At 36.4% G+C, this 19,857-nt stretch carries 16 protein-coding genes; 10 read left to right on the top strand and 6 right to left on the bottom strand.

Features of this window, described 5'->3' with window-relative positions; all coding sequences use genetic code 11:
* Positions 1-152 precede the first annotated feature (152 nt).
* Both BUA98_RS07580 and BUA98_RS07575 read left to right on the top strand, forming a co-directional pair.
* Positions 153-1,133, top strand: a complete 981-nt coding sequence (locus tag BUA98_RS07580; RefSeq protein WP_072971845.1) for a glycoside hydrolase family 43 protein — start codon at positions 153-155, stop codon at positions 1,131-1,133.
* A 239-nt stretch (positions 1,134-1,372) separates the two neighbouring features.
* Positions 1,373-3,793 (top strand): TonB-dependent receptor, encoded by a 2,421-nt coding sequence (locus BUA98_RS07575; RefSeq protein ID WP_072971003.1) that lies wholly within the window; start codon positions 1,373-1,375, stop codon positions 3,791-3,793.
* A gap of 138 nt (positions 3,794-3,931) precedes the next feature.
* Here BUA98_RS07575 and BUA98_RS07570 read toward each other — a convergent pair whose 3' ends face one another.
* The 3 genes from BUA98_RS07570 to BUA98_RS07560 form a co-directional block, all read right to left on the bottom strand.
* Positions 3,932-4,951, bottom strand: coding sequence for an LLM class flavin-dependent oxidoreductase (locus BUA98_RS07570; RefSeq protein ID WP_072971002.1), 1,020 nt, complete (start codon positions 4,949-4,951; stop codon positions 3,932-3,934).
* A gap of 127 nt (positions 4,952-5,078) precedes the next feature.
* Positions 5,079-5,486, bottom strand: a complete 408-nt coding sequence (locus tag BUA98_RS07565; protein ID WP_086065201.1) for a DUF1634 domain-containing protein — start codon at positions 5,484-5,486, stop codon at positions 5,079-5,081.
* Complete coding sequence (locus BUA98_RS07560) at positions 5,473-6,309, bottom strand: sulfite exporter TauE/SafE family protein (RefSeq protein WP_072971001.1); 837 nt, start codon at positions 6,307-6,309, stop codon at positions 5,473-5,475. Before BUA98_RS07560 ends, BUA98_RS07565 begins: the two co-directional genes overlap by 14 nt.
* A 209-nt stretch (positions 6,310-6,518) precedes the next feature.
* Between BUA98_RS07560 and BUA98_RS07555 the strand changes: the two genes are divergently transcribed.
* Together BUA98_RS07555 and BUA98_RS07550 are read left to right on the top strand one after the other, a co-directional pair.
* Positions 6,519-7,001 carry a TlpA disulfide reductase family protein gene (locus BUA98_RS07555; RefSeq protein WP_244279180.1) on the top strand — a complete coding sequence of 161 codons (483 nt, stop codon included), beginning with the start codon at positions 6,519-6,521 and terminating at the stop codon, positions 6,999-7,001.
* 2 nt (positions 7,002-7,003) lie between these two features.
* Positions 7,004-7,615 (top strand): thioredoxin family protein, encoded by a 612-nt coding sequence (locus tag BUA98_RS07550; protein WP_072971000.1) that lies wholly within the window; start codon positions 7,004-7,006, stop codon positions 7,613-7,615.
* 187 nt (positions 7,616-7,802) lie between these two features.
* On the opposite strand, the gene BUA98_RS07545 is transcribed toward BUA98_RS07550, so the two are convergent.
* The 3 genes from BUA98_RS07545 to BUA98_RS07535 all read right to left on the bottom strand — a co-directional run bounded on the left by BUA98_RS07545 (position 7,803) and on the right by BUA98_RS07535 (position 11,248).
* Positions 7,803-8,096, bottom strand: coding sequence for a DUF3861 domain-containing protein (locus tag BUA98_RS07545; protein WP_072970999.1), 294 nt, complete (start codon positions 8,094-8,096; stop codon positions 7,803-7,805).
* A 1,377-nt stretch (positions 8,097-9,473) separates the two neighbouring features.
* Positions 9,474-10,205, bottom strand: coding sequence for a LytR/AlgR family response regulator transcription factor (locus BUA98_RS07540; RefSeq protein ID WP_072970998.1), 732 nt, complete (start codon positions 10,203-10,205; stop codon positions 9,474-9,476).
* Complete coding sequence (locus tag BUA98_RS07535; RefSeq protein WP_072970997.1) at positions 10,205-11,248, bottom strand: sensor histidine kinase; 1,044 nt, start codon at positions 11,246-11,248, stop codon at positions 10,205-10,207. Before BUA98_RS07535 ends, BUA98_RS07540 begins: the two co-directional genes overlap by 1 nt.
* Positions 11,249-11,515: 267 nt before the next feature.
* Here BUA98_RS07535 and BUA98_RS07530 point away from each other — a divergent pair, with 267 nt between their 5' ends.
* The 6 genes from BUA98_RS07530 (at position 11,516) to BUA98_RS07505 (ending at position 19,797) form a co-directional block, all read left to right on the top strand.
* Entirely contained in the window at positions 11,516-12,682 is a 1,167-nt protein-coding gene (locus BUA98_RS07530; protein WP_072970996.1) for an efflux RND transporter periplasmic adaptor subunit, read from the top strand.
* 7 nt (positions 12,683-12,689) lie between these two features.
* Positions 12,690-15,857: an efflux RND transporter permease subunit gene (locus BUA98_RS07525; protein ID WP_072970995.1), complete on the top strand. Its 3,168-nt coding sequence runs from the start codon at positions 12,690-12,692 to the stop codon at positions 15,855-15,857.
* Between the two features lie 19 nt (positions 15,858-15,876).
* On the top strand, positions 15,877-17,283 hold the full coding sequence (locus tag BUA98_RS07520; protein ID WP_072970994.1) for an efflux transporter outer membrane subunit: 1,407 nt from the start codon (positions 15,877-15,879) through the stop codon (positions 17,281-17,283).
* 329 nt (positions 17,284-17,612) lie between these two features.
* Positions 17,613-18,086 (top strand): hypothetical protein, encoded by a 474-nt coding sequence (locus tag BUA98_RS07515; protein ID WP_072971836.1) that lies wholly within the window; start codon positions 17,613-17,615, stop codon positions 18,084-18,086.
* A gap of 139 nt (positions 18,087-18,225) precedes the next feature.
* Positions 18,226-18,807 (top strand): Crp/Fnr family transcriptional regulator, encoded by a 582-nt coding sequence (locus BUA98_RS07510; protein ID WP_072970993.1) that lies wholly within the window; start codon positions 18,226-18,228, stop codon positions 18,805-18,807.
* A 102-nt stretch (positions 18,808-18,909) separates the two neighbouring features.
* The gene (locus BUA98_RS07505; protein ID WP_072970992.1) at positions 18,910-19,797 is read left to right on the top strand and encodes an SDR family oxidoreductase; all 888 of its coding nucleotides are present in this window, start codon (positions 18,910-18,912) and stop codon (positions 19,795-19,797) included.
* Positions 19,798-19,857: the final 60 nt, after the last annotated feature.

Genomic DNA, 19,857 nt, shown 5'->3' with positions numbered 1-19,857 from the left:
GAAAAATGAGAGATGTGAGGGCGACTGTCATTCTGAAGAGCTTAGGAACATGCAAGGAATTTGACAAAGATTAAGCGCGCAGACCTTTGGCAAAGTTCAAAACTTTGCCAAAGGTTCTTAAAAGTCTCATTAACACATCTAAAAAAATAAAAATGAAAAAAATATTAACCCTAGTAAGTTCGTTATGCATTTTCGTGTGCTGTTCTCAGGAAAATAATCCTACAAAAAAAGTAGAGCCTCAGCAAAAGAATATTCTTTTAGCAGACCCGACTATATTTTATGATAGCGGAACTTATTATTTATACGGAACCACCGGAGGAGAAACGCCATTAAACGGACAAGGATTTATGGTTTATAAATCATCCGATTTACAAAAATGGGAAGGCCCGGCTGGTTCTCAAAATGGACTGGCTTTAAAGAAAGGTGATGCTTTTGGTGACAAAGGTTTTTGGGCACCGCAGATTTTAAAGTATAACAACAAGTTTTACATGATTTACACGGCCAATGAAAATATTGCCGTTGCCAGCAGCAATAGTCCGTTGGGGCCCTTTAAAAATGAATCTCAAAAGCCAATTATTGAAACAGGAAATCAAATTGATCCGTTTATTTTTATTGATGAAGATGGGAAAAAATATTTGTATCACGTAAGATTGACAAAAGGAAACCGAATTTTTGTAGCCGAAATAAATGACGATCTTCAAAGCATTAAACCCGAAACTTTGACCGAATGCATTTCCGGCACTTTGCCCTGGGAAAATACTCAAAATACAGACTGGCCCGTTACAGAAGGCCCTACGGTTTTAAAACACGATGGTTTGTATTATCTGATTTATTCAGCAAATGATTTTAGAAATCCTGATTATGCAGTTGGCTATGCGACAAGTAAAAGTCCATACGGACCTTGGGAAAAGTCGGCTGACAGTCCAATAATCAGTAGAAAAAATGTAAAACAGAATGGTATAGGACATGGCGATGTCTTCTGGGATAAAAACAATAAAATGCACTATGTTTTGCATACCCATTTTAATGAAAGCACAGTTTCGCCAAGAAAAACCGGAATCATTTCAATTGATTTTGATGGAAAAGCATTAAAGGCCGATTCGGGTAGTTTTATTTTTTTGAAAAATGAATAAAAATCACTTATGTTAATTTAACTTAAATTATCAGTTTCAGTATTGCTGTTGCTATTTAGAATGTAAAATATTTAATGAAAGGCTGTTTCTTTTGAAATAGCCTTTTTTATTGGTTATCAGTTATTTGTGTTCTTTTTTAAAAACAGAGATCTTTTTCTTATTTAGAATAAGTAAAAATAATTTGGATAACACAACTTTAGCACTTACTTTTGCACCATAAATTTAACACCTTATTCAAAATGAATATAAATACTATCAAAAAAGTCTTCTTTTATATGCTGTTTTTGAGCTCATTAAGTATGATGAGTCAAGAATTAGGGAAAGTAACAGGAAAAGTTACCTTAAGTGGAAATATTCCTGCAGAAAATATTGCAGTTGCTCTTAAAGGCACTAAATATACTGCTGTTACCAATTCATATGGACAATATGAAATTAAGAATGTAAAACCAGGTAGTTATGTAATTAGCATTCATTCTGTCGGAATTCAGCCAGTTGAAGACAATATTGTGGTAAAATCGAAACAAACTACAAATAAAAGCTTCTCACTTTCTGAAAGCCAGGAAGATCTGGATGAAGTTGTTATTACAAAAAATAAATACAAGCAAGACAAACCTTCTTTGTCATTGCGTCTTCAAACTCCCGTTTTAGAGATTCCTCAAAACATACAAATTATTAGTGGTCAGACATTAAAAGATCAGCAAATTACGAGTATGAGTGATGGTGTTATTCGTAACGTGAGTGGTGCTGTACGTTTAGAGCACTGGGGAGATTTGTATACGAATATTACTATGCGTGGTTCTCAAATTCAGGCTTTCCGTAACGGATTTAATGTAGTTTCTTCTTTCTGGGGACCATTAACAGAAGATATGAGTTTTGTAGATCACATCGAATTCGTAAAAGGACCAGCAGGATTCATGCTTTCAAGCGGAGACCCAAGCGGACTTTACAATGTGGTGACTAAAAAACCAACCGGAATGACAAAAGGGGAGGTATCTGTACTTGGTGGAAGCTACGATTTTTACAGAGTTAGTATTGACCTTGATGGTAAATTGGATAAAAAAGGAAAATTATTATACAGATTCAATGGTGCTGCTCAAAACAAAGGTTCTCACCGTGCATTTGAACACAATAATCGTTATGTGATCGCTCCGGTAATTTCATACCAAATAGATGATAGAACAAAAATTACTGCTGAATATAACTTTCAGTATGCTAATATGACTGAGGTAGGTTCTTACTACGTATTTGGACCAGCATCAGGCGGATATGCAACTTTACCAGTTGGATTCACAATGACGCAGCCAGGATTGCCTGATACTAATATTCAGGATCACAGTGGATATTTGATGTTTGAACACAAGTTTGATGATAACTGGAAATTAACTGCACAAACGTCTTACTTTAAATATTTGCAACAAGGGTACAGCTCTTGGCCAGGTGTTGTAGGTCCGGGTCCTGTGGACAGAAATTATGACGGTGTACCGGAAGGAACACTGGAAGCTGGCGAAATTATTCGTAACGTAGGTATTTGGGATGCAGAAAGTAATATGTATCTAGGACAAATATTTGTAAACGGAAAATTCAATACAGGATCTGTAAGTCACAAGATTTTAGGTGGAGTAGATCTAGGAAGTAAAGATTATATGGCAGATTGGGGACAATCTCATGATCTTGATACAGTTGATAATCCATTCAATGTAAATAATCCAAATTACGGTACACCATCTAACGGTTTTCCTGCTTTTGACCACGAGACACCTCTTAGCAAAAGAGCTGGCGGAATTTATACTTCTGAGTATGCAGCCGGATATGTTCAGGATGAACTTGGGTTCTTTCAAAACAAATTAAGATTAACTCTTGCTGCAAGATATACATGGATTAGCCAGTCTAGCTATGGAGACACACAGGAAGATAGTCATATTACACCTCGTGTGGGAGTTAGTTATTCTATAAACGAAAGTTTAGCGGTCTACGGATTATATGATCAGGCTTTTACGCCACAGTCAGGCGTTATTAAAAATGGTGATCCTATCAAACCATTAACAGGTAATAACTTTGAACTTGGTATTAAAAAAGATTGGTTTGATGGTTCATGGAATACATCATTATCGGCTTACCGAATTGTAAAACAAAATGAACTTACAGCAGATCCTAATAATGGACCAAACGATCCTTTTAAAATTGTTTTGGGAGAAAAAAGAGCTGAAGGTGTTGAATTTGATGTGAGAGGAAAATTATTAGATGGTCTTAATTTGATCGCAAATTATGCCTTTACAGAATCAGTAGTAACAGAATCTAATGTTGGAAGTATAAGTGTTGGAGATGTGGTACCGGGTTACGCTAAACACACAGCTAACGCTTGGTTGAACTATACAGTTCAAAGTGGTAAAATTAAAGGTTTTGGAGCTTCTATTGGAGGAACTTTCCTTGATGGTCGCCAAACAGATACGTGGAGTGCAGGACTTCAAAAATTACCATCTTACTTTAAATTAGACGGAGGTTTATCTTATGAAACAGGAAAAGTAAAAGTTACAGCAAATGTTTTCAATATTTTGGATAAATACCTTTACAGTGGTTCTTATTATGAGTGGCTTTCTGCTTACTACTGGCAGACTGAAGCACCAAGAAACTTTAGAGTTGGGGTAACTTATAAATTCTAATTTTCGAATGATTAAATAAAAAAATCCGCCAATTGGCGGATTTTTTTATTTAATAGGTTCAAAGGGGCAGAGTGGCAAAGGTTCAAAGGTTTAGTATCGTAATAAAATCTTTTTAATCCGTGTAATCTTCGGCAAAAATTAACCCTTATGTATTAAAGGAATTACTTTTGTTCCAATCAATTCTATAGCATTCATTAATTGCTTGTGCGTTAATCCTGCGTTGTCCATCTGAAAAGTAAATCGGTCCACGCCACCCAAAGATTCGCTGTGTCTTAATAATTTCTCTACAACACGTTCCGGACTTCCCACAATTAAAACACCATCGTCATCAATTAAACCATCAAATTTGGCTTTTGTAACAGGTGGCCAACCACGTTCTAAACCTAGTTTTGTCCAAAGTTCGGCATAACCGGGATAATATTCGTCTATGGCTTTTTCTGTTGTACTTCCAACAAAACCTGGGGAGTGTAAACCAACTTTAAGTTCTTCTGGTTTATATCCAGCCGCTTTTCCCGCTTCACGATATAAATCGATTAAAGGGCGAAAACGATGTGTCTGTCCTCCAATTATAGCAACCATCAAAGGTAAACCTAACGATCCTGCTCTGACAAAAGATTCAGGAGTTCCTCCAACGCCTAACCAAATAGGCAGTTTTTCCTGCAATGCCCTCGGATAAACGGGAAGATTATTCAAAGCCGGACGGAATTTTCCCGACCAGGTTACAAATTCGTTATCTCGTATTTTGAGCAGTAAGTCTAATTTCTCTTTAAAAAGGGCATCATAATCATTTAAATCATGTCCAAAAAGGGGATAGGCTTCAATAGAAGATCCACGGCCCACCACAATTTCGGCGCGACCTTTTGAAATCAAATCCAAAGTAGCAAAACTTTGGTACACTCTTACCGGATCGGCAGCACTTAAAACCGAAACAGCGCTTGCCAGTCGGATGTTTTTAGTTCTCGCGGCAGCAGCACTTAATATGACCACGGTGGCCGAATCTAAAAACTCTTTTTTATGATGTTCCCCAATTCCAAAAACATCCAGACCAACCTGATCGGCCAGTTCGACTCTTTGAAGTAGCTGTTCCATGGCATCAACGCTACTCAAATTGTTGCTGCCGTACATTGCCGAAGCAAAACTGTCTATTCCTATTTCCATAATTTTAGGTTTTTGCCACGAAGGCACGAAGTCACAAAGTTTTTTTTTTTGCTCTAAGCTTTAAGGCAATACGCTTTAAGCTTTTTGGGAAAGCCTATAGCTTAAAGCTTACAGCCTATAGTAATTATTAATGGGAGAACCCAAATGAAACACTGATCAAAATAATCAGGATAACAATCAGTGTAATCACAACATAAAGATAATCTTTCTCCAGAAGGAAAGAAAACAAAGAAAGCAAAACACGAAATACAGGCGTCAGAAAAAGTAAAATGATTCCGAAGAAGATTAATGATTCCCCTTTTCCCTGAACAACACCGTTATAAATATCTCCAATTACTTCAAATATGTTTCGGTCATTTTCATGAAATACAGAGTAATTCTCAATATCTGTGCTGTGTCCCATCAAATAGACAATTCCACCAATAAAAGCGACTGCTAATGAAATCCACACACCGTAACGTAATAAATTACCTATTATGTTTTGAAAATCTTTCTCTCCAAATTTTTCTTGCTGCATATTGTTAGATTTTTCCATTTAGTCCATTATAAATCATATTTACTGCCAATACAAAAATTAGGCAGGCAAAAAATATTCTGAGTTTTTTAGGGTTTGTTTTCACTAATACTTTAGCTCCGGCCATAGCACCAAACAAAACACCAATAACAACCGGCATACAAATTCCGGGTTCGATATAACCTTTCTGAATATAAATCACAGAACTTGCCATTGCGGTAACGCCCATCATAAAATTGCTGGTTGTAGTTGAAACCTTAAATGGAATTTTCATAATATTATCCATAGCAATAACTTTAAAAGCTCCGGAACCAATTCCGAGTAGTCCCGACATCATTCCGGCAATTCCCATCATACTGAAACCGCCAATAACGTTTTTTGTTCCGTAACTGATAACTTCGCCATCATGTGACGGATAAGTGCCTTGTAATCTTAGTTTTTTTGCTAACGGACTTGATTCTAAAACAATATGTTCTTCTTTTTTTCGAAGAGAATTAATAGCTGAGAATATTAAAGTCATCCCAAATAAAACGGCGATGAAAGAAGTAGGAGCAATAGTGGAAAGTAAAGCACCGCAAACGGCACCAATTGTAGTGGCGATTTCAAGAAAAATTCCCAAACGCATATTGGTAATTCCTTCCCGAACATAAGCTGCTGCAGAACCAGATGAAGTTGCAATTACAGAAACCAAAGCGGCACCAATAGCATAATGAATATCAACTCCTAAAACGACAGTTAAAAGCGGAATAATAATGATACCACCTCCCAATCCTGATAATGAACCAATAAAACCTGCTAGAAAAGCGCCAAGAATCATAATCAGGGTAAACGTAAGTACTGTCATTCGAATCAATTTTGTTTTTGCTAATTTACGAATAGAAATTTGGTGAGGGAATTTTTTGGTGCTTAAAAAGTCCTTAAAAAAGCGAAAACGTTTTAATTTTTTTAAATAATTTAGGGAGAATAAAGGGATATTAAACTTTCATTAACAACAACAAAAAAACTTATCGGTTACATTTGTAAGGATAATTCAGAAACAAAACATTCAATTGTATGATGAAAATTCAAACATTTAGTTTTTCCGTCTTTTTATTAATGGCATTTACATTTTCGGGATACAGCCAAAATGTAAAACTGCTCAATATAGACCAGCTCAACGAAAGGATAAAAAATGGAAAAGACAGTACTTACGTAGTCAATTTTTGGGCAACTTGGTGCGCGCCATGCATTAAGGAATTACCTCATTTTGAAAAGCTTCAGGCCAATTATAAATCAGAGAAAGTGAAAGTATTGCTGGTAAGTGTTGACTTTAAATCGAAATTAACTTCGGCCGTTGTACCGTTTGTGAAAAGAAAGAATTTAAAAAATGAAGTTTTTCTATTGAATGAAAGCAGTCCACAAGAATATATTGACCGTATTGATCCGTCCTGGTCTGGAAGTATTCCGGCAACGCTTTTTATCAAAGGCAATAAACGAAAATTTATGGAAAACGAATTTACCTATGAGCAATTATTAACTGAATATAAAAAACTGTAATCATGAAAAAGATAATCCTTTTAATTATGCTGGCGTTTTCTGCCTTTCTTTCGCAGGCACAAAATGCAACCCTTAAAGCTGGAGATACTGCACCAGATTTTAAATTGAAAAATGTTGATGGCAAAGAGGTTTCGTTTACCAGTTTCCCAAAAGCAAAAGGGTATATTGTCGTTTTTACCTGCAATAAATGTCCATATGCCATAGGTTATGAGCAAAGAATAATTGATTTGGATAATAAATTCAGACCACAGGGTTATCCTGTAATCGCTATCAATCCAAATGATCCGGAAGCTTCTAAAGCAGATACTTTCGAAAAAATGCAGGAATTGGCCAAAAACAAAAAATATCCTTTCCCTTATTTATTTGATGCAGGACAAAAAGTGACAGATCAATATGGTGCAAAACGTACTCCGCATCTTTTTATCGTATCAAAATCGGCTAAAGGAAATGTGGTAGAGTATGTAGGCGCAATCGATAATGATCCTGAGGGAAACAATCCACAAAAAACAAAATATGCTGAAGATGTAATTGCATCATTAAAAAGCAATCAAAAACCAACAATTACACAGACAAAAGAAATTGGCTGTACAGTTAAGAGAAAAGCGAAAGCTTAATTGGTCCTTCATTTATACAAAAACGCTTCATGTCTCTGGAGCGTTTTTTGTTTCATAGCATTTCTTGCGTATTGTTTGTCATTCCGACGGAGGAGGAATCCCCGCAAGAAGCTCGACAAAGATTATATGCTTTGCTGTGCGGAGCTACTTGCGGGGATTCCTCGTTCCTCGGAATGACAATAGTACGTTACAAACTCTTTAACTTCTTCATAAACACAGGAAACACCTCATTCAATTCATCAAATAAAGGATTTTTACGATGCTTCAATTTTATTTCTCCGAATAATTTTAATCCCAATGCAAATTGTATCGCTTCAGATTCATTATCGAATAATTTTTTAGCTTTTATTTTTTCGATGATATCAAATATTTCATCGTGATTACCAAATTCTATTCCGAGTTCTTTTGCTGGTTTTGTTTCACCGTTTGCGTATTCTTTTAAGCTTAGTGTTAAGTAATATTTGTTTGATCTTTTTTCCATGAGATTTAAAATGTATTATGTAGTTAAAAATAGATTGGGGTATTTATCTTCAAATGTAGGTTTGTAAAATATTGTAAAATGTGCTCCATCGGAGCGTTATGTTTATAGCTAATAAAATGTGATCGGATTCAAAGCTCCAGCGGGAGCGATATGTATTACGGGATATTTCACCCCGCTGGGGCTCTCTTCTCAAACCGTATAAAATGCTATAAATATGACGTCCCGCTGGGACTTACGGTAGAAACTAAATTATTTTATCCATTTTCCGACGATTACTTTAGCGTTATGTTTATAGGCAATAAATGTATTCCGATTCAAAGCTCCATAGGAGCGTTATGTTTATAGCTAATAAAATGTGATCGGATTCAAAGCTCCAGCGGAGCGATATGTGTTGCGGGATATTTCACCCCGCTGGGGCTCTCTTCTCACACCTTATAAAATGTTATAAATATGACGTCCCGCTGGGACTTAAGGTAGTAACTAAATTATTTTATCCATTTTTCGACGATTACTTTAGCGTTATGTTTATAGGCAATAAATGTATTCCGATTTAAAGCTCCAGAGGAGCGATATGTATTGCGGGGTATTTCGCCCCGCTGGGGCTCTATTCTCACACCGTATAAAATGCTATAAATATTACGTCCCGCTGGGACTTACGGTAGAAACTACATTATTTTATCCATTTTTCGACGATTACTTTAACGTTATGTTTATAGGTAATAAATGTATTCCGATTCAAAGCTCCATAGAAGCGTTATGTTTATAGCTAATAAAATGTGATCGGATTCAAAGCTCCAGCGGAGCGATATGCATTGCGGGATATTTCACCCGCTGTGGCTCTATTCTCACACCGTATAAAATGCTATAACTATGACGTTCCGCTGGGACTTACGGTAGAAACTACATTATTTTATCCATTTTTCGACGATTACTTTAACGTTATGTTTATAGGTAATAAATGTATTCCGATTCAAAGCTCCATAGGAGCGTTATGTTTATAGCTAATAAAATGTGATCGGATTCAAAGCTCCAGCGGAGCGATATGCATTGCGGGGTATTTCGCCCCGCTGGGGCTCTATTCTCACACCGTGTAAAATTCTATAAATATGACGTCCCGCCGGGACTTACGGTAGAAACTAAATTATTTTATCCATTTTTCGACGATTACTTTAATGTTATGTTTATATGTAATAAATGTATTCCGATTCAAAGCTCCATAGGAGCGTTATGTTTATAGCTAATAAAATGTGATCGGATTCAAAGCTCCAGTGGAGCGATATGCATTGCGGGATATTTCACCCCGCTGGGGCTCTATTCTCACACCGTATAAAATGCTATAAATATGACGTCCCGCTGGGACTTACGGTAGAAACTTAATTATTTTATCCATTTTTCCACGATTACCTTAAATGTCTCTTTATATTGTTCGCCAACCGTAATTTCTGTTTTATTAATGAAGATTGAATTCTTACTGATCGCGCTTATTTTTTCAAGAGAAACAATAAACGAACGGTTCATTCGCATGAATTTTGAAGAGGGTAATTTTTCTTCTAATGCTTTTAATGAAATCAGCGACATCAAGGCTTTATCTGAATTTTCGAGATGTACTTTTACGTAATCTTTCAAACTTTCGATGTATAAAATGTCTTTCAAATTCACTTTAACCCATTGGTATTCTACTTTTAAAAAGATGAAATCATCTTCAGCACTGGCTTGCGGATTTTCATTTGAAGTTTCTTCGGCCAATTGCAAAACTTTATTGGCAGCACGCAAAAACTCTTCGTAACTGAAAGGTTTTAAAAGATAATCAACAGCATTCACTCTATAACCTTCGATAGCATAATGATTGTAAGCCGTCGTAAAAACAATTTTTGGCAATGATCCCGGCTGTTCCTGTAAAAGGCGTGCCAATTCCATTCCGGTTAAATTGGGCATATTAATATCTAAGAAGACTAAATCCGGCTGTTTTTCCCTGATTACACCCATGGCTTCAACGGCATTGTCACAACTGGAAATTAATTCCAGAAAAGGCGTCTGCTCGATAAAAGTTTCGACCAATTTTAACGCCAGAGGCTCATCATCAACTGCTATACATTTTAATGTTGTCATTAGTCTAAAGTTATTTGCAGTTTTACGTTATACATTCCGTTTTCGGCAATTCCAGCTTTCAGGGAATGTTTGTTTGGATAAATTAAATGAAGTCTTCGTTTTGTATTGGTTAGCCCGATACCGCCTTCATTTGTTGTAGAAGATTTCTCGAAATAAGTGTTTTCTACTTCAAAAGTAAGATCACTTCCATTTTGCACAAGTGAAATATGTATTTCGCTTTTATCTGTGGCGTGAACACCATGTTTAAAAGCATTTTCTACCAAAGGTAACAACAACATGGGAACAATTGGATAGTCGTGTATTTTTTCAGGAATGTTTGTGGTAATCGTTAGTTTGCTATTGGCACGAAGTTTCATCAGGGCAATAAAATCCTTCATAAAATCGGCTTCTTTTAGTAATGTGGTTCTTTCTTCTGTACTGTAAAGCAAGTAGCGCATCATTCGGCTTAAAGTGTGCAGAGCATTTCTGGAATCTTCAATGTCTGTGTAGGTAAGCGAATAAATACTGTTAAGCGAATTGAAAAAAAAGTGTGGATTAATCTGGGCTTTCAGCATTGCCAGTTCGGCCATGGTTTTATCCTGTTCTAATTTTTGTTTGTGCTGTGCGGCTTTTTGCCAATGCTGCAACATGGCAAAACTGGTACTGATTCCTAAAACCAATAAGGTTAAACTGAAAACATAATTATCAAAATAATCATTTCTATATTTTTTAAAGCCTAAAAGAGCTGCCAGTTGATCACGCAGATCGGTATTGTAATTATATAGATAAGAGACAAGCTGCAGGGCAAAAACGATCCAGAGCGCCCACAGTAAAAACGGTGTTACGTTATCTTTTATGATTGTTTTTGGAACTATAATCAAGGCATTATAATAGAAGATAACGATCAGGAGAAATAAGACAAGAGATTGCCAAAACCAAAAAATGCCAGGAAGATTAATATTCCAGGTAAGCGGTATGTAAAACAGCTGAATGTATCCTAACAATATCCAGGTCAGGATATGTATTACGGGGAACATATAAGGTTTGAAAAAATTAAATGTCATTATACTTTCTGATTTTAAGGACAATATTACTTTTTATTGCAATATAACAGAAAACCAATCGCTCAAAATGGAATTACAATCCATAAAAACCATTTTACAGCCGACGAGCCTTTATCAAAATTACGGTTTTTTACTCAAACAACTTTTATCGGTTCTCACTCTATATTTATCGATTGTATCTGGCGCTTCGTCTATTGGGAAAATTTTGTGTGAATAGTTTTAGTTCTTTTGTATCTTAGTAAATAGACAATCTCATATTTCATCAAAATGAATAAGCAATCTTTTTTAAGCATTCTTGCTGCTTCAGTTATCATCGCTTCTTGCGGAAATAAAAATGATAAATCAGCTCAGGCTGGCGGTGCGCCAGAAATTAAGGAATATAAAACGTTAACTTTAGAGCCTAAAACAGCGACATTATATGCTGATTTCCCGGCAACTATACAAGGACAACAAAATATAGAAATTCGACCAAGGGTTGAAGGTTATATCGATAAAATTTTTGTTGATGAAGGTGCGGTTGTAAAAACAGGACAGCCTTTATTCAAAATCAGTGCTCCCGAATATGAGCAGGAAGTTAGAACTGCTTCTGCAAGTATTAAAAGTGCCCAGGCTTCTGTAAGTGCTGCAAAGTTGGCAGTTAACAAAGTAAAACCTTTGGTTGAAAAAGGAATTATTAGCAAATATGATTTAGAATCGGCACAATATAATTATGAATCGGCTATGGCTACTTTAGCGCAGGCAAATGCCGCTTTGGTAAATGCTAAAACCAATTTAGGGTATACAACAGTAACAAGTCCGGTTAATGGCGTTGTAGGTTCTATTCCGTTTCGTTTAGGAAGTTTGGTAAGTTCAAACACAGCCGATCCGCTAACAACAGTTTCAAGCATTGGTAACGTTTACGCGTATTTTGCTTTAAATGAAAAAAAGCTTTTGGATTTTACTCAAAGTACAGCATCTCCAGGAACTACGCTGGCTCAAAAAATAAAAAATATGCCTGAGGTTTCATTACTTCTTTCAGATGGTACAACGTATCCTGAGAAAGGAAGAGTGGAAACGGTAAACGGATTAATCAATACAGAAACGGGTTCGGTAACTTTTAGAGCACGTTTCGCAAATCCAAAAAGTATTATCAGAAGCGGAAGCAGCACTACAGTTAGAATTCCAAATGAAGTTGTAGAAAAAATAATAATTCCGCAAAGTGCAACCTTCGAACTTCAGGATAAGATTTTCGCGGTTATCGTTGGAAAAGATGGAAAAACTAAAAATGTCAATATTACAGTTTTAGAAAATACAGCAGGTAATTATTATGTTGTTACAAGTGGTTTAAAAACAGGAGATCAAATTGTATTAGAAGGAGTAGCTTCATTAAAAGACGGAAGCGAAATTAAACCTCAAAATCAGAATCCAGAAACGGTATACGCCGACTTAAAATAAAATAAAAATGTTTAAAATATTCATACAACGACCAGTACTTTCTACAGTAATATCGGTCATTATCGTAATTCTGGGTGTTTTAGGTCTTGTTGAGCTGCCTATTTCTCAATATCCGGATATTGCTCCGCCAACCGTAAACGTTTCTGCCAGTTATACGGGCGCCAATGCGGATGTGGTATTAAAAAGTATCGTAATTCCGTTAGAAGAGCAAATTAATGGTGTAGAGAACATGACCTACATGACCTCTTCAGCAACAAATGACGGAAATGCCTCAATCAAAATTTTCTTTAAAGTAGGAACAAATCCAGATTTAGCGGCGGTAAACGTTCAGAACAGGGTTTCGAGAGCTACGAGTTTATTGCCGGTAGAGGTAACTCAGGCTGGTGTAACGGTAACAAAGAGTCAGAGTAGTAACTTATTGATTTTCTCTTTGTATAGTGAGGATAAAGCGTACGATCAGACTTTCCTTCAAAACTATGCTAAGATTAACCTTGTGCCTCAAATTCAGCGTGTAGTTGGAGTAGGAGATGTAACGGTTTTTGGTGCAAAAGATTATTCTATGAGAATCTGGTTAAGACCGGATATCATGCAGCAATATAAACTGATTCCGAGTGATATTTCGGCTGCTTTGGCCGAACAAAATATCGAAGCGGCACCAGGTAAGTTTGGTGAGAATGGCGATCAGGCGTTTCAATATGTAATTAAATACAAAGGGCGTTTAACAACCCAAAAGGAATTTGGTGAAATCATCATCAAATCTGTTGGTAACGGACAAATGCTACGATTAAAAGACGTTGCCAAAGTAGAATTGGGATCTTTAAGTTATGCATCTACGATTAAAACAAACGGTGTAGAATCTGCGGCAATGGCGATTAGCCAGACTCCGGGATCAAATGCGCGTGACGTAATCAACAATTCTAAAAAACTGATAGAAGATGCGGCTAAAAACTTCCCAAAAGGAGTAAAGTATACCATTCTTGTTGATGTTAATGAAAACTTGGATGCTTCTATCGAAAAGGTAATTCATACTTTAATTGAAGCTTTTATATTGGTTTTTATTGTTGTATTTATCTTTCTTCAGGATTTTAGATCGACATTAATTCCGGCGATTGCGGTTCCGGTTGCCATTGTAGGAACATTTTTCTTCCTAAGTTTATTCGGATTTACGATTAACTTATTGACATTATTTGCGATGGTTTTGGCCATTGGTATTGTGGTCGATGATGCGATTGTCGTCGTCGAGGCCGTACACGCCAAACTGGATCATGGTTATAAATCGTCTAAAAAAGCGACAATCGATGCGATGGATGAAATCTCCGGAGCGATTATTTCGATTACTTTGGTAATGGCCGCGGTATTTATTCCGGTAACGTTCATTAACGGATCTACAGGGGTTTTTTACAAACAATTTGGTATTACATTAGCGGTTGCGATTATTCTTTCGGCAGTTAACGCCTTGACTTTGAGCCCGGCATTGTGTGCTTTGCTTTTAAAACCGCATGCTGACGACCATAAACATAAAAGTTATCTTCAAAGATTTTACACTTCGTTTAACGTTGCATTTGATAATGTAACCAACAGATACAAACGTTCGGTAAGTTTCCTTTCTGTTAAAAAATGGATTGTATTGGCCGCTATTCTTATTGCCAGTGCAGGATTGTTTTATATGATGAAAACGACACCATCTGCTTTCGTTCCTTCGGAAGATCAGGGAACTGTTTTCGCGAATATTAGTTTACCGCCATCGGCCTCTATGGAACGTTCTGATGTAATCGCCAAGCAAGTAGATAGTATTGCCAAAACAATTCCGGGAGTTAAAAACACGCTTCGTATTGTGGGGCAAAACTTTACAGCCGGAGCCGGAAGTGCGTACAGTATGGTTATCGTAAAATTAGTACCGTGGGATGAACGTGAGTTAAGTGTTAATGATGTAATTGGTCAGCTTTTCGCCAAAACAAGCGGTATTCGTGAAGCTAATATTTTCTTTATTTCGCCACCAACGATTCAGGGATTTGGACAAAGTGGTGGATTCGAATTTCAATTGCAGGATAAAGGAGGTCATTCGACAGCAGAATTCTATAAAGTGAATACTGACTTTTTAGAAAAACTTTCCAAACGTCCGGAAATACAATATGCGACAACACCATTTAACCCTGGTTTTCCACAATATATGATGGAAATTAATTTGGCTAAAGCCAAAGATGCAGGTGTACCGGTAAACTCGATTTTGTCGACGATGCAAGGGTATTATGGAGGTTTGTATGCTTCGAATTTCAATAAATTCGGAAAACAATACCGTGTGATGATACAGGCTTCTCCGGAATTCCGTACGAATACAGAAGGTTTAAATAAAATATTTGTTCGTAACAGTGCGGGAACAATGGCACCAATTACAGAGTTTGTAAAAATGACCAGAGTTTTTGGACCGGAATCGATTTCAAGATTTAACTTGTTTACTTCTATTTCGATTACAGGAGCACCCAACCCGGGCTTTAGTTCAGGAGATGCTATTAAGGCAATTCAGGAAGTGGCTGCTGAAAATTTACCAGCAGGTTATGGTTATGAATTCTCAGGTCTAACACGTGAAGAATTGGCTTCAGGAAGTGAAACTATTTTCATCTTTATTCTTTGTTTGGTGTTTGTTTACTTCTTATTGAGTGCGCAGTATGAAAGTTATATTTTGCCATTTGCGGTATTATTTTCGATTCCGTTTGGATTGGCGGGAGCTTATTTATTCTCGATTATTTTCAAATTGAACAGTAATATTTACCTGCAGATTTCCTTAATCATGTTGATTGGATTACTGGCGAAGAATGGTATTTTGATTGTCGAATTCGCATTAGACCGAAGACGAAAAGGATTGCCAATTGTACAGGCCGCAATTGAAGGAGCCGTGGCGCGTTTACGACCAATTTTGATGACTTCGTTTGCCTTTATTCTTGGTCTTGTTCCTTTAATGTTTGCTACCGGAGCGGGAGCTGTCGGAAATAAATCGATCGGAACCGGAGCGGTTGGAGGTATGTTAATCGGGACTATTTTGGGAGTATTTGTTATTCCGGTATTGTTTATCATTTTCCAGACGTTACAGGAAAAAGTAAGCGGTCCTGCTAGAGATGGTTATGATGATGAAGATGACGATGAAGAAGTACAATTGATCGAAGCTCATAAAGAGTAAATAATTTAATTCAAAAGAAATGACTCATAGTTCAAATAAATATATACTACTGGTACTGACAGCCGCACTTATAAGTGCGTGCTCAGTCACCAAAAAGTACGAACGTCCGGAAACGATTTCGACAGATAAACTGTATCGTGATCAGGCTTCCGCCGATTCGACGACTATTGCGAATATGCCATGGCAAACTGTTTTTAAAGATGAAAAACTGAATGCGCTAATTCAAAAAGGATTAGATCAGAATTTAAATCTGAAAAATGCGATTGAAAATATTGTACAGGCTAATGCTTCTTTAGTTCAAAGTAAATTAGCTTATTATCCAACGCTGAATGTAGATGCTAATGTAACTCGTAATAAACAGTCACAAGCAGGATTGAATTTTCCCGCCGGAATCAATATCAACACGTTGACTACAACTTATAAATTAGGTTTGAGTACGTCTTGGGAAGCGGATATCTGGGGAAAATTGAGTAGTTCTAAAAGAGCAGCTTTGGCAACTTATTTAGGTACAGATGCTGCAAGACAAGCGATTCAAACCCAACTTATAGCTGATATTGCTAATAATTATTTTTTATTATTAGCCTATGATAAACAATTGGAAATCACAGAGGAAACCTTAGAAAGCCGAATCAAAAATGTGCAAACCATAAAAGACTTAAAAGAAGGTGCGATCGTTACAGGTGCAGCAGTTGTACAAAGTGAAGCCAACCAACACGCAGCAGAAGTATTGATTCCGGACTTAAAACGTAATATTCGTGAAGTAGAAAATGCAATTCATATTTTATTAGGAGAAGCTCCGGGGCCAATTGACAGAGGTGTTTTAGGAACTCAAAATATACCGGAGAATCTGGCAACTGGTTTGCCTTCTCAATTATTAGAAAATCGCCCGGATGTTCGTCAGGCGGAATTTAATTTGAGAACGGCTTTCGAAATGACCAATATGGCCAAAACTTATTTTTATCCAAGTTTGACATTGACGGCAAGTGGTGGATTTTCAAATCTGCAATTGACTGACTTTTTTACCAATTCGGTTTTCTATTCTTTAATTGGCGGATTGACACAGCCTTTGTTTAATCAGGGAATTAACAAAATGAGGTTGACAACAGCACAATCACAACAAGTGCAGGCTTATAATAATTTCCAACAAAGTCTTTTGGTTGCCGGACAAGAAGTTTCGAATGCGTTATACGCTTATCAAATGGCGGCTGAAAAAGAAGATTCAAGAGAAAAACAAATTGAAGCCTTAGAAAAAGCAGTTGATTACACACAACAGCTTTTAGAATATAGTTCGGCTACAAACTATACAGATGTATTGACATCACAACAAAATCTTTTAGCTGCACAATTGAGCGGAGTTAACGATAATTTACAAAAATTACAAGCGGTGGTTGATTTGTACCGCGCTTTAGGCGGAGGCTGGAAATAGATTCTTTATGCCGAAAAGCATTATTGGTCGATAAAATTGGCTGATCGGTATAAAGAATACTTCTGAAGTTGAAGTTTGTTGTTATTTTTGAAAAATAATAAATACAAGTCAAAGAAAAAGATCTGAAGTTCCACACCATGATCTCTCTTATTAAAACATGACTAATGAAAACGCCTCAAATTTTGAGGCGTTTTTTTATACCTCTATGTCGGTTAAAAAGTGCTCTCCGTCGATTGGTTTGTTGGTTCTGTATAATGGATGCGATAAACGAAATTATTGGCATTACTTTCGATTACTATTAAATGAAATTAAAATTTAAAACAAAAACGATGAAAAAATTAGTATTCGCCTTAGTGCTTTTTATGAGTGTATTTTTTGCTCAGGCACAAGTTTCAATTAATGTAAATATTGGAACTCCTCCAAGCTGGGGACCGGAAGGAAACGACGACAGCAGATATTATTATTTACCTGATATTGATACTTATTATGATGTTGCTCAAAGGCAATATATTTATGACAATAACGGAAGATGGACCCGTGATAAAAGACTTCCTTCACGTTACAGAAATTATGATTTGTATGGAGGTTATAAAGTGGTGTTAAACGATTATAAAGGAAATACTCCTTATTCGTATCACAAGAAACACAGAGAAAGTTATCCAAAAGGATATCATGGAAAACCTCAGAAAAGCAGAGGCAGTAAACCAGAGAAAAACAAACCTGATCACAAAGAGAAACATGAAAACCCTAAAAATTCTAAAGGGAATTCCAATAAAGATCATAAGCACGATGATCATCATTAATTAAAATAGAATGAATCAAAAACGTCTCAATTATTTGAGGCGTTTTCTTTTGAGTTGATTTTGTATTCAGTGATATGCCTTTAAAAAGACTTATATTTGTTATGTTCTTAAGCTGCATTAACTTTTCAAGATCAATACAATGTTTGATGTCCTTTTTTCTCATATTCTCGAAAAAGTTTCTCTGACGGAGGAAGAAAAAAGCCTTTTAAAAAGTTTTTTTGTTGCTAAAAGTCTCCGAAAGAAAGAATTTTTGCTTCGCGAAGGAGAAATCTGCCACTCTCTTTCCTTTGTTTCGAAAGGCTTGCTGCGTTCGTATCACATTGATGAAAAAGGCGATGAGCATATGAATTTGTTTGCTTGGGAAGGCTGGTGGTCTTCTGATATTTACAGTTTTAGTTTTAATGAAATTGGCCAGTTTAATATTGATGCTTTAGAAGATTCTGAATTGTTGCTGATTACCAGAGAAAATTTAGAAGAAATGACTTTGCAGATTCCTAAGATGGACCGTTATTTCCGGATCCTTTTCCAAAATAGCCTGGCCACAAAAGAACGAAGATTGGTAAGTTCTAATTCTTATACCGCAAAAGAAAAATACATTCAATTAGCAGAAAGCAATCCGCAGATGATACAGCGTGTTCCTCAAAATTTAATTGCCTCTTATCTGGGTTTGGCACCAGAAACACTGAGCCGTATCAAAAAAAATATTGCTCTGGGGAAATAATTGATTCTTTTGAATTTAATGTATTACTTGATCCAGATCAACGGGCAGTCATTTTTGGCAGCTTAATTTTGTGTTTTTAAATAATTTAAACACAAAAAAGAAATGTCACAAATAATCCCGAAAATATTAATCACCGGCGCTACAGGTCAGGTAGGTAGTAAAACAATTGATTTTCTTTTATCTAATCCTGAAATTGAAATTATTGCTGCAGTGCGAACACCAGAAAAAGCAAAACCTTTTGCAGCATTAGGCATTAAAACGGTTTTGCTTGATTTTGATGACGAAAACACACATTTAGCAGCATTAGAAGGTATTGACCGACTTTTGATGGTTACAGGTTATACGGTTGATATGCTTCGCCAAAGTAAGGTTTTATTAGACAATGCAAAGAAAGCAGGAGTAAAGCACATTGTGCATTTGGGTGCGTGCGGACCTGATAACACCACGATCGGACATTGGGCCTGGCATCAGTTGGTAGAACGTTATATTGAATGGTATGGTTTTACGTTTACGCATTTGCGTCCTGAAACTTTTATGCAAAATTTACTCAGCTATGGCGGTAAAAAAGCCATTACAAACGGCGTTATAAACGCCTATGTTGAAGGAGCTCGTTTGAGTTGGGTTGATGTTGCCGATGTAGCGCAGGTGGCAGCAATCGCGTTGCAGTATCCGGAAGCACATGCAGGGAAAACATACAGATTAGGATATGATGCCTGTTCATTTGATGAACTGGCTTTAAAAATGACTTCCATTATTGGGAAACCTTTTCGTTATGAAGCGCTTTCTCCCGATGTATTTCTGCAAAATATGATAGCCGCTGGAGCAGATATGGCTTATATGGGCTGTGTTTATGACCATTGGAAAAGATATGCGGCAGGTACAATTCCTGGAGCCGATGAAACTTTTGATAATTTTAAAAGCATTACTGGAAAAGAACCAACAAGATGGAATGCCTTTATTGAAAAACACAAAACAGAGTTAAATTATTAAATTCATTATGGAATAAAAACGCCTTCAAATAGTATGTTTGAAGGCGTTTTCTATACTTTA

It is taken from the genome of Flavobacterium saccharophilum (assembly GCF_900142735.1).
Classification (GTDB): Bacteria; Bacteroidota; Bacteroidia; order Flavobacteriales; family Flavobacteriaceae; genus Flavobacterium; species Flavobacterium saccharophilum.
This window is presented reverse-complemented; position numbering and strand designations above follow the sequence as displayed.

Bases quoted from the DNA above. Each gene is read 5' to 3' on its own strand.
- BUA98_RS07515 (WP_072971836.1), top strand. From the start codon at position 17,613: ATGAAAAAATTAGTATTCGCCTTAGTGCTTTTTATGAGTGTATTTTTT.
- BUA98_RS07555 (WP_244279180.1), top strand. From the start codon at position 6,519: ATGATGAAAATTCAAACATTTAGTTTTTCCGTCTTTTTATTAATGGCA.
- BUA98_RS07530 (WP_072970996.1), top strand. From the start codon at position 11,516: ATGAATAAGCAATCTTTTTTAAGCATTCTTGCTGCTTCAGTTATCATC.
- BUA98_RS07510 (WP_072970993.1), top strand. From the start codon at position 18,226: ATGTTTGATGTCCTTTTTTCTCATATTCTCGAAAAAGTTTCTCTGACG.
- BUA98_RS07575 (WP_072971003.1), top strand. From the start codon at position 1,373: ATGAATATAAATACTATCAAAAAAGTCTTCTTTTATATGCTGTTTTTG.
- BUA98_RS07570 (WP_072971002.1), bottom strand. From the start codon at position 4,951: ATGGAAATAGGAATAGACAGTTTTGCTTCGGCAATGTACGGCAGCAAC.
- BUA98_RS07525 (WP_072970995.1), top strand. From the start codon at position 12,690: ATGTTTAAAATATTCATACAACGACCAGTACTTTCTACAGTAATATCG.
- BUA98_RS07560 (WP_072971001.1), bottom strand. From the start codon at position 6,309: ATGACAGTACTTACGTTTACCCTGATTATGATTCTTGGCGCTTTTCTA.
- BUA98_RS07580 (WP_072971845.1), top strand. From the start codon at position 153: ATGAAAAAAATATTAACCCTAGTAAGTTCGTTATGCATTTTCGTGTGC.
- BUA98_RS07520 (WP_072970994.1), top strand. From the start codon at position 15,877: ATGACTCATAGTTCAAATAAATATATACTACTGGTACTGACAGCCGCA.
- BUA98_RS07535 (WP_072970997.1), bottom strand. From the start codon at position 11,248: ATGACATTTAATTTTTTCAAACCTTATATGTTCCCCGTAATACATATC.
- BUA98_RS07545 (WP_072970999.1), bottom strand. From the start codon at position 8,096: ATGGAAAAAAGATCAAACAAATATTACTTAACACTAAGCTTAAAAGAA.
- BUA98_RS07550 (WP_072971000.1), top strand. From the start codon at position 7,004: ATGAAAAAGATAATCCTTTTAATTATGCTGGCGTTTTCTGCCTTTCTT.
- BUA98_RS07565 (WP_086065201.1), bottom strand. From the start codon at position 5,486: ATGGAAAAATCTAACAATATGCAGCAAGAAAAATTTGGAGAGAAAGAT.
- BUA98_RS07540 (WP_072970998.1), bottom strand. From the start codon at position 10,205: ATGACAACATTAAAATGTATAGCAGTTGATGATGAGCCTCTGGCGTTA.
- BUA98_RS07505 (WP_072970992.1), top strand. From the start codon at position 18,910: ATGTCACAAATAATCCCGAAAATATTAATCACCGGCGCTACAGGTCAG.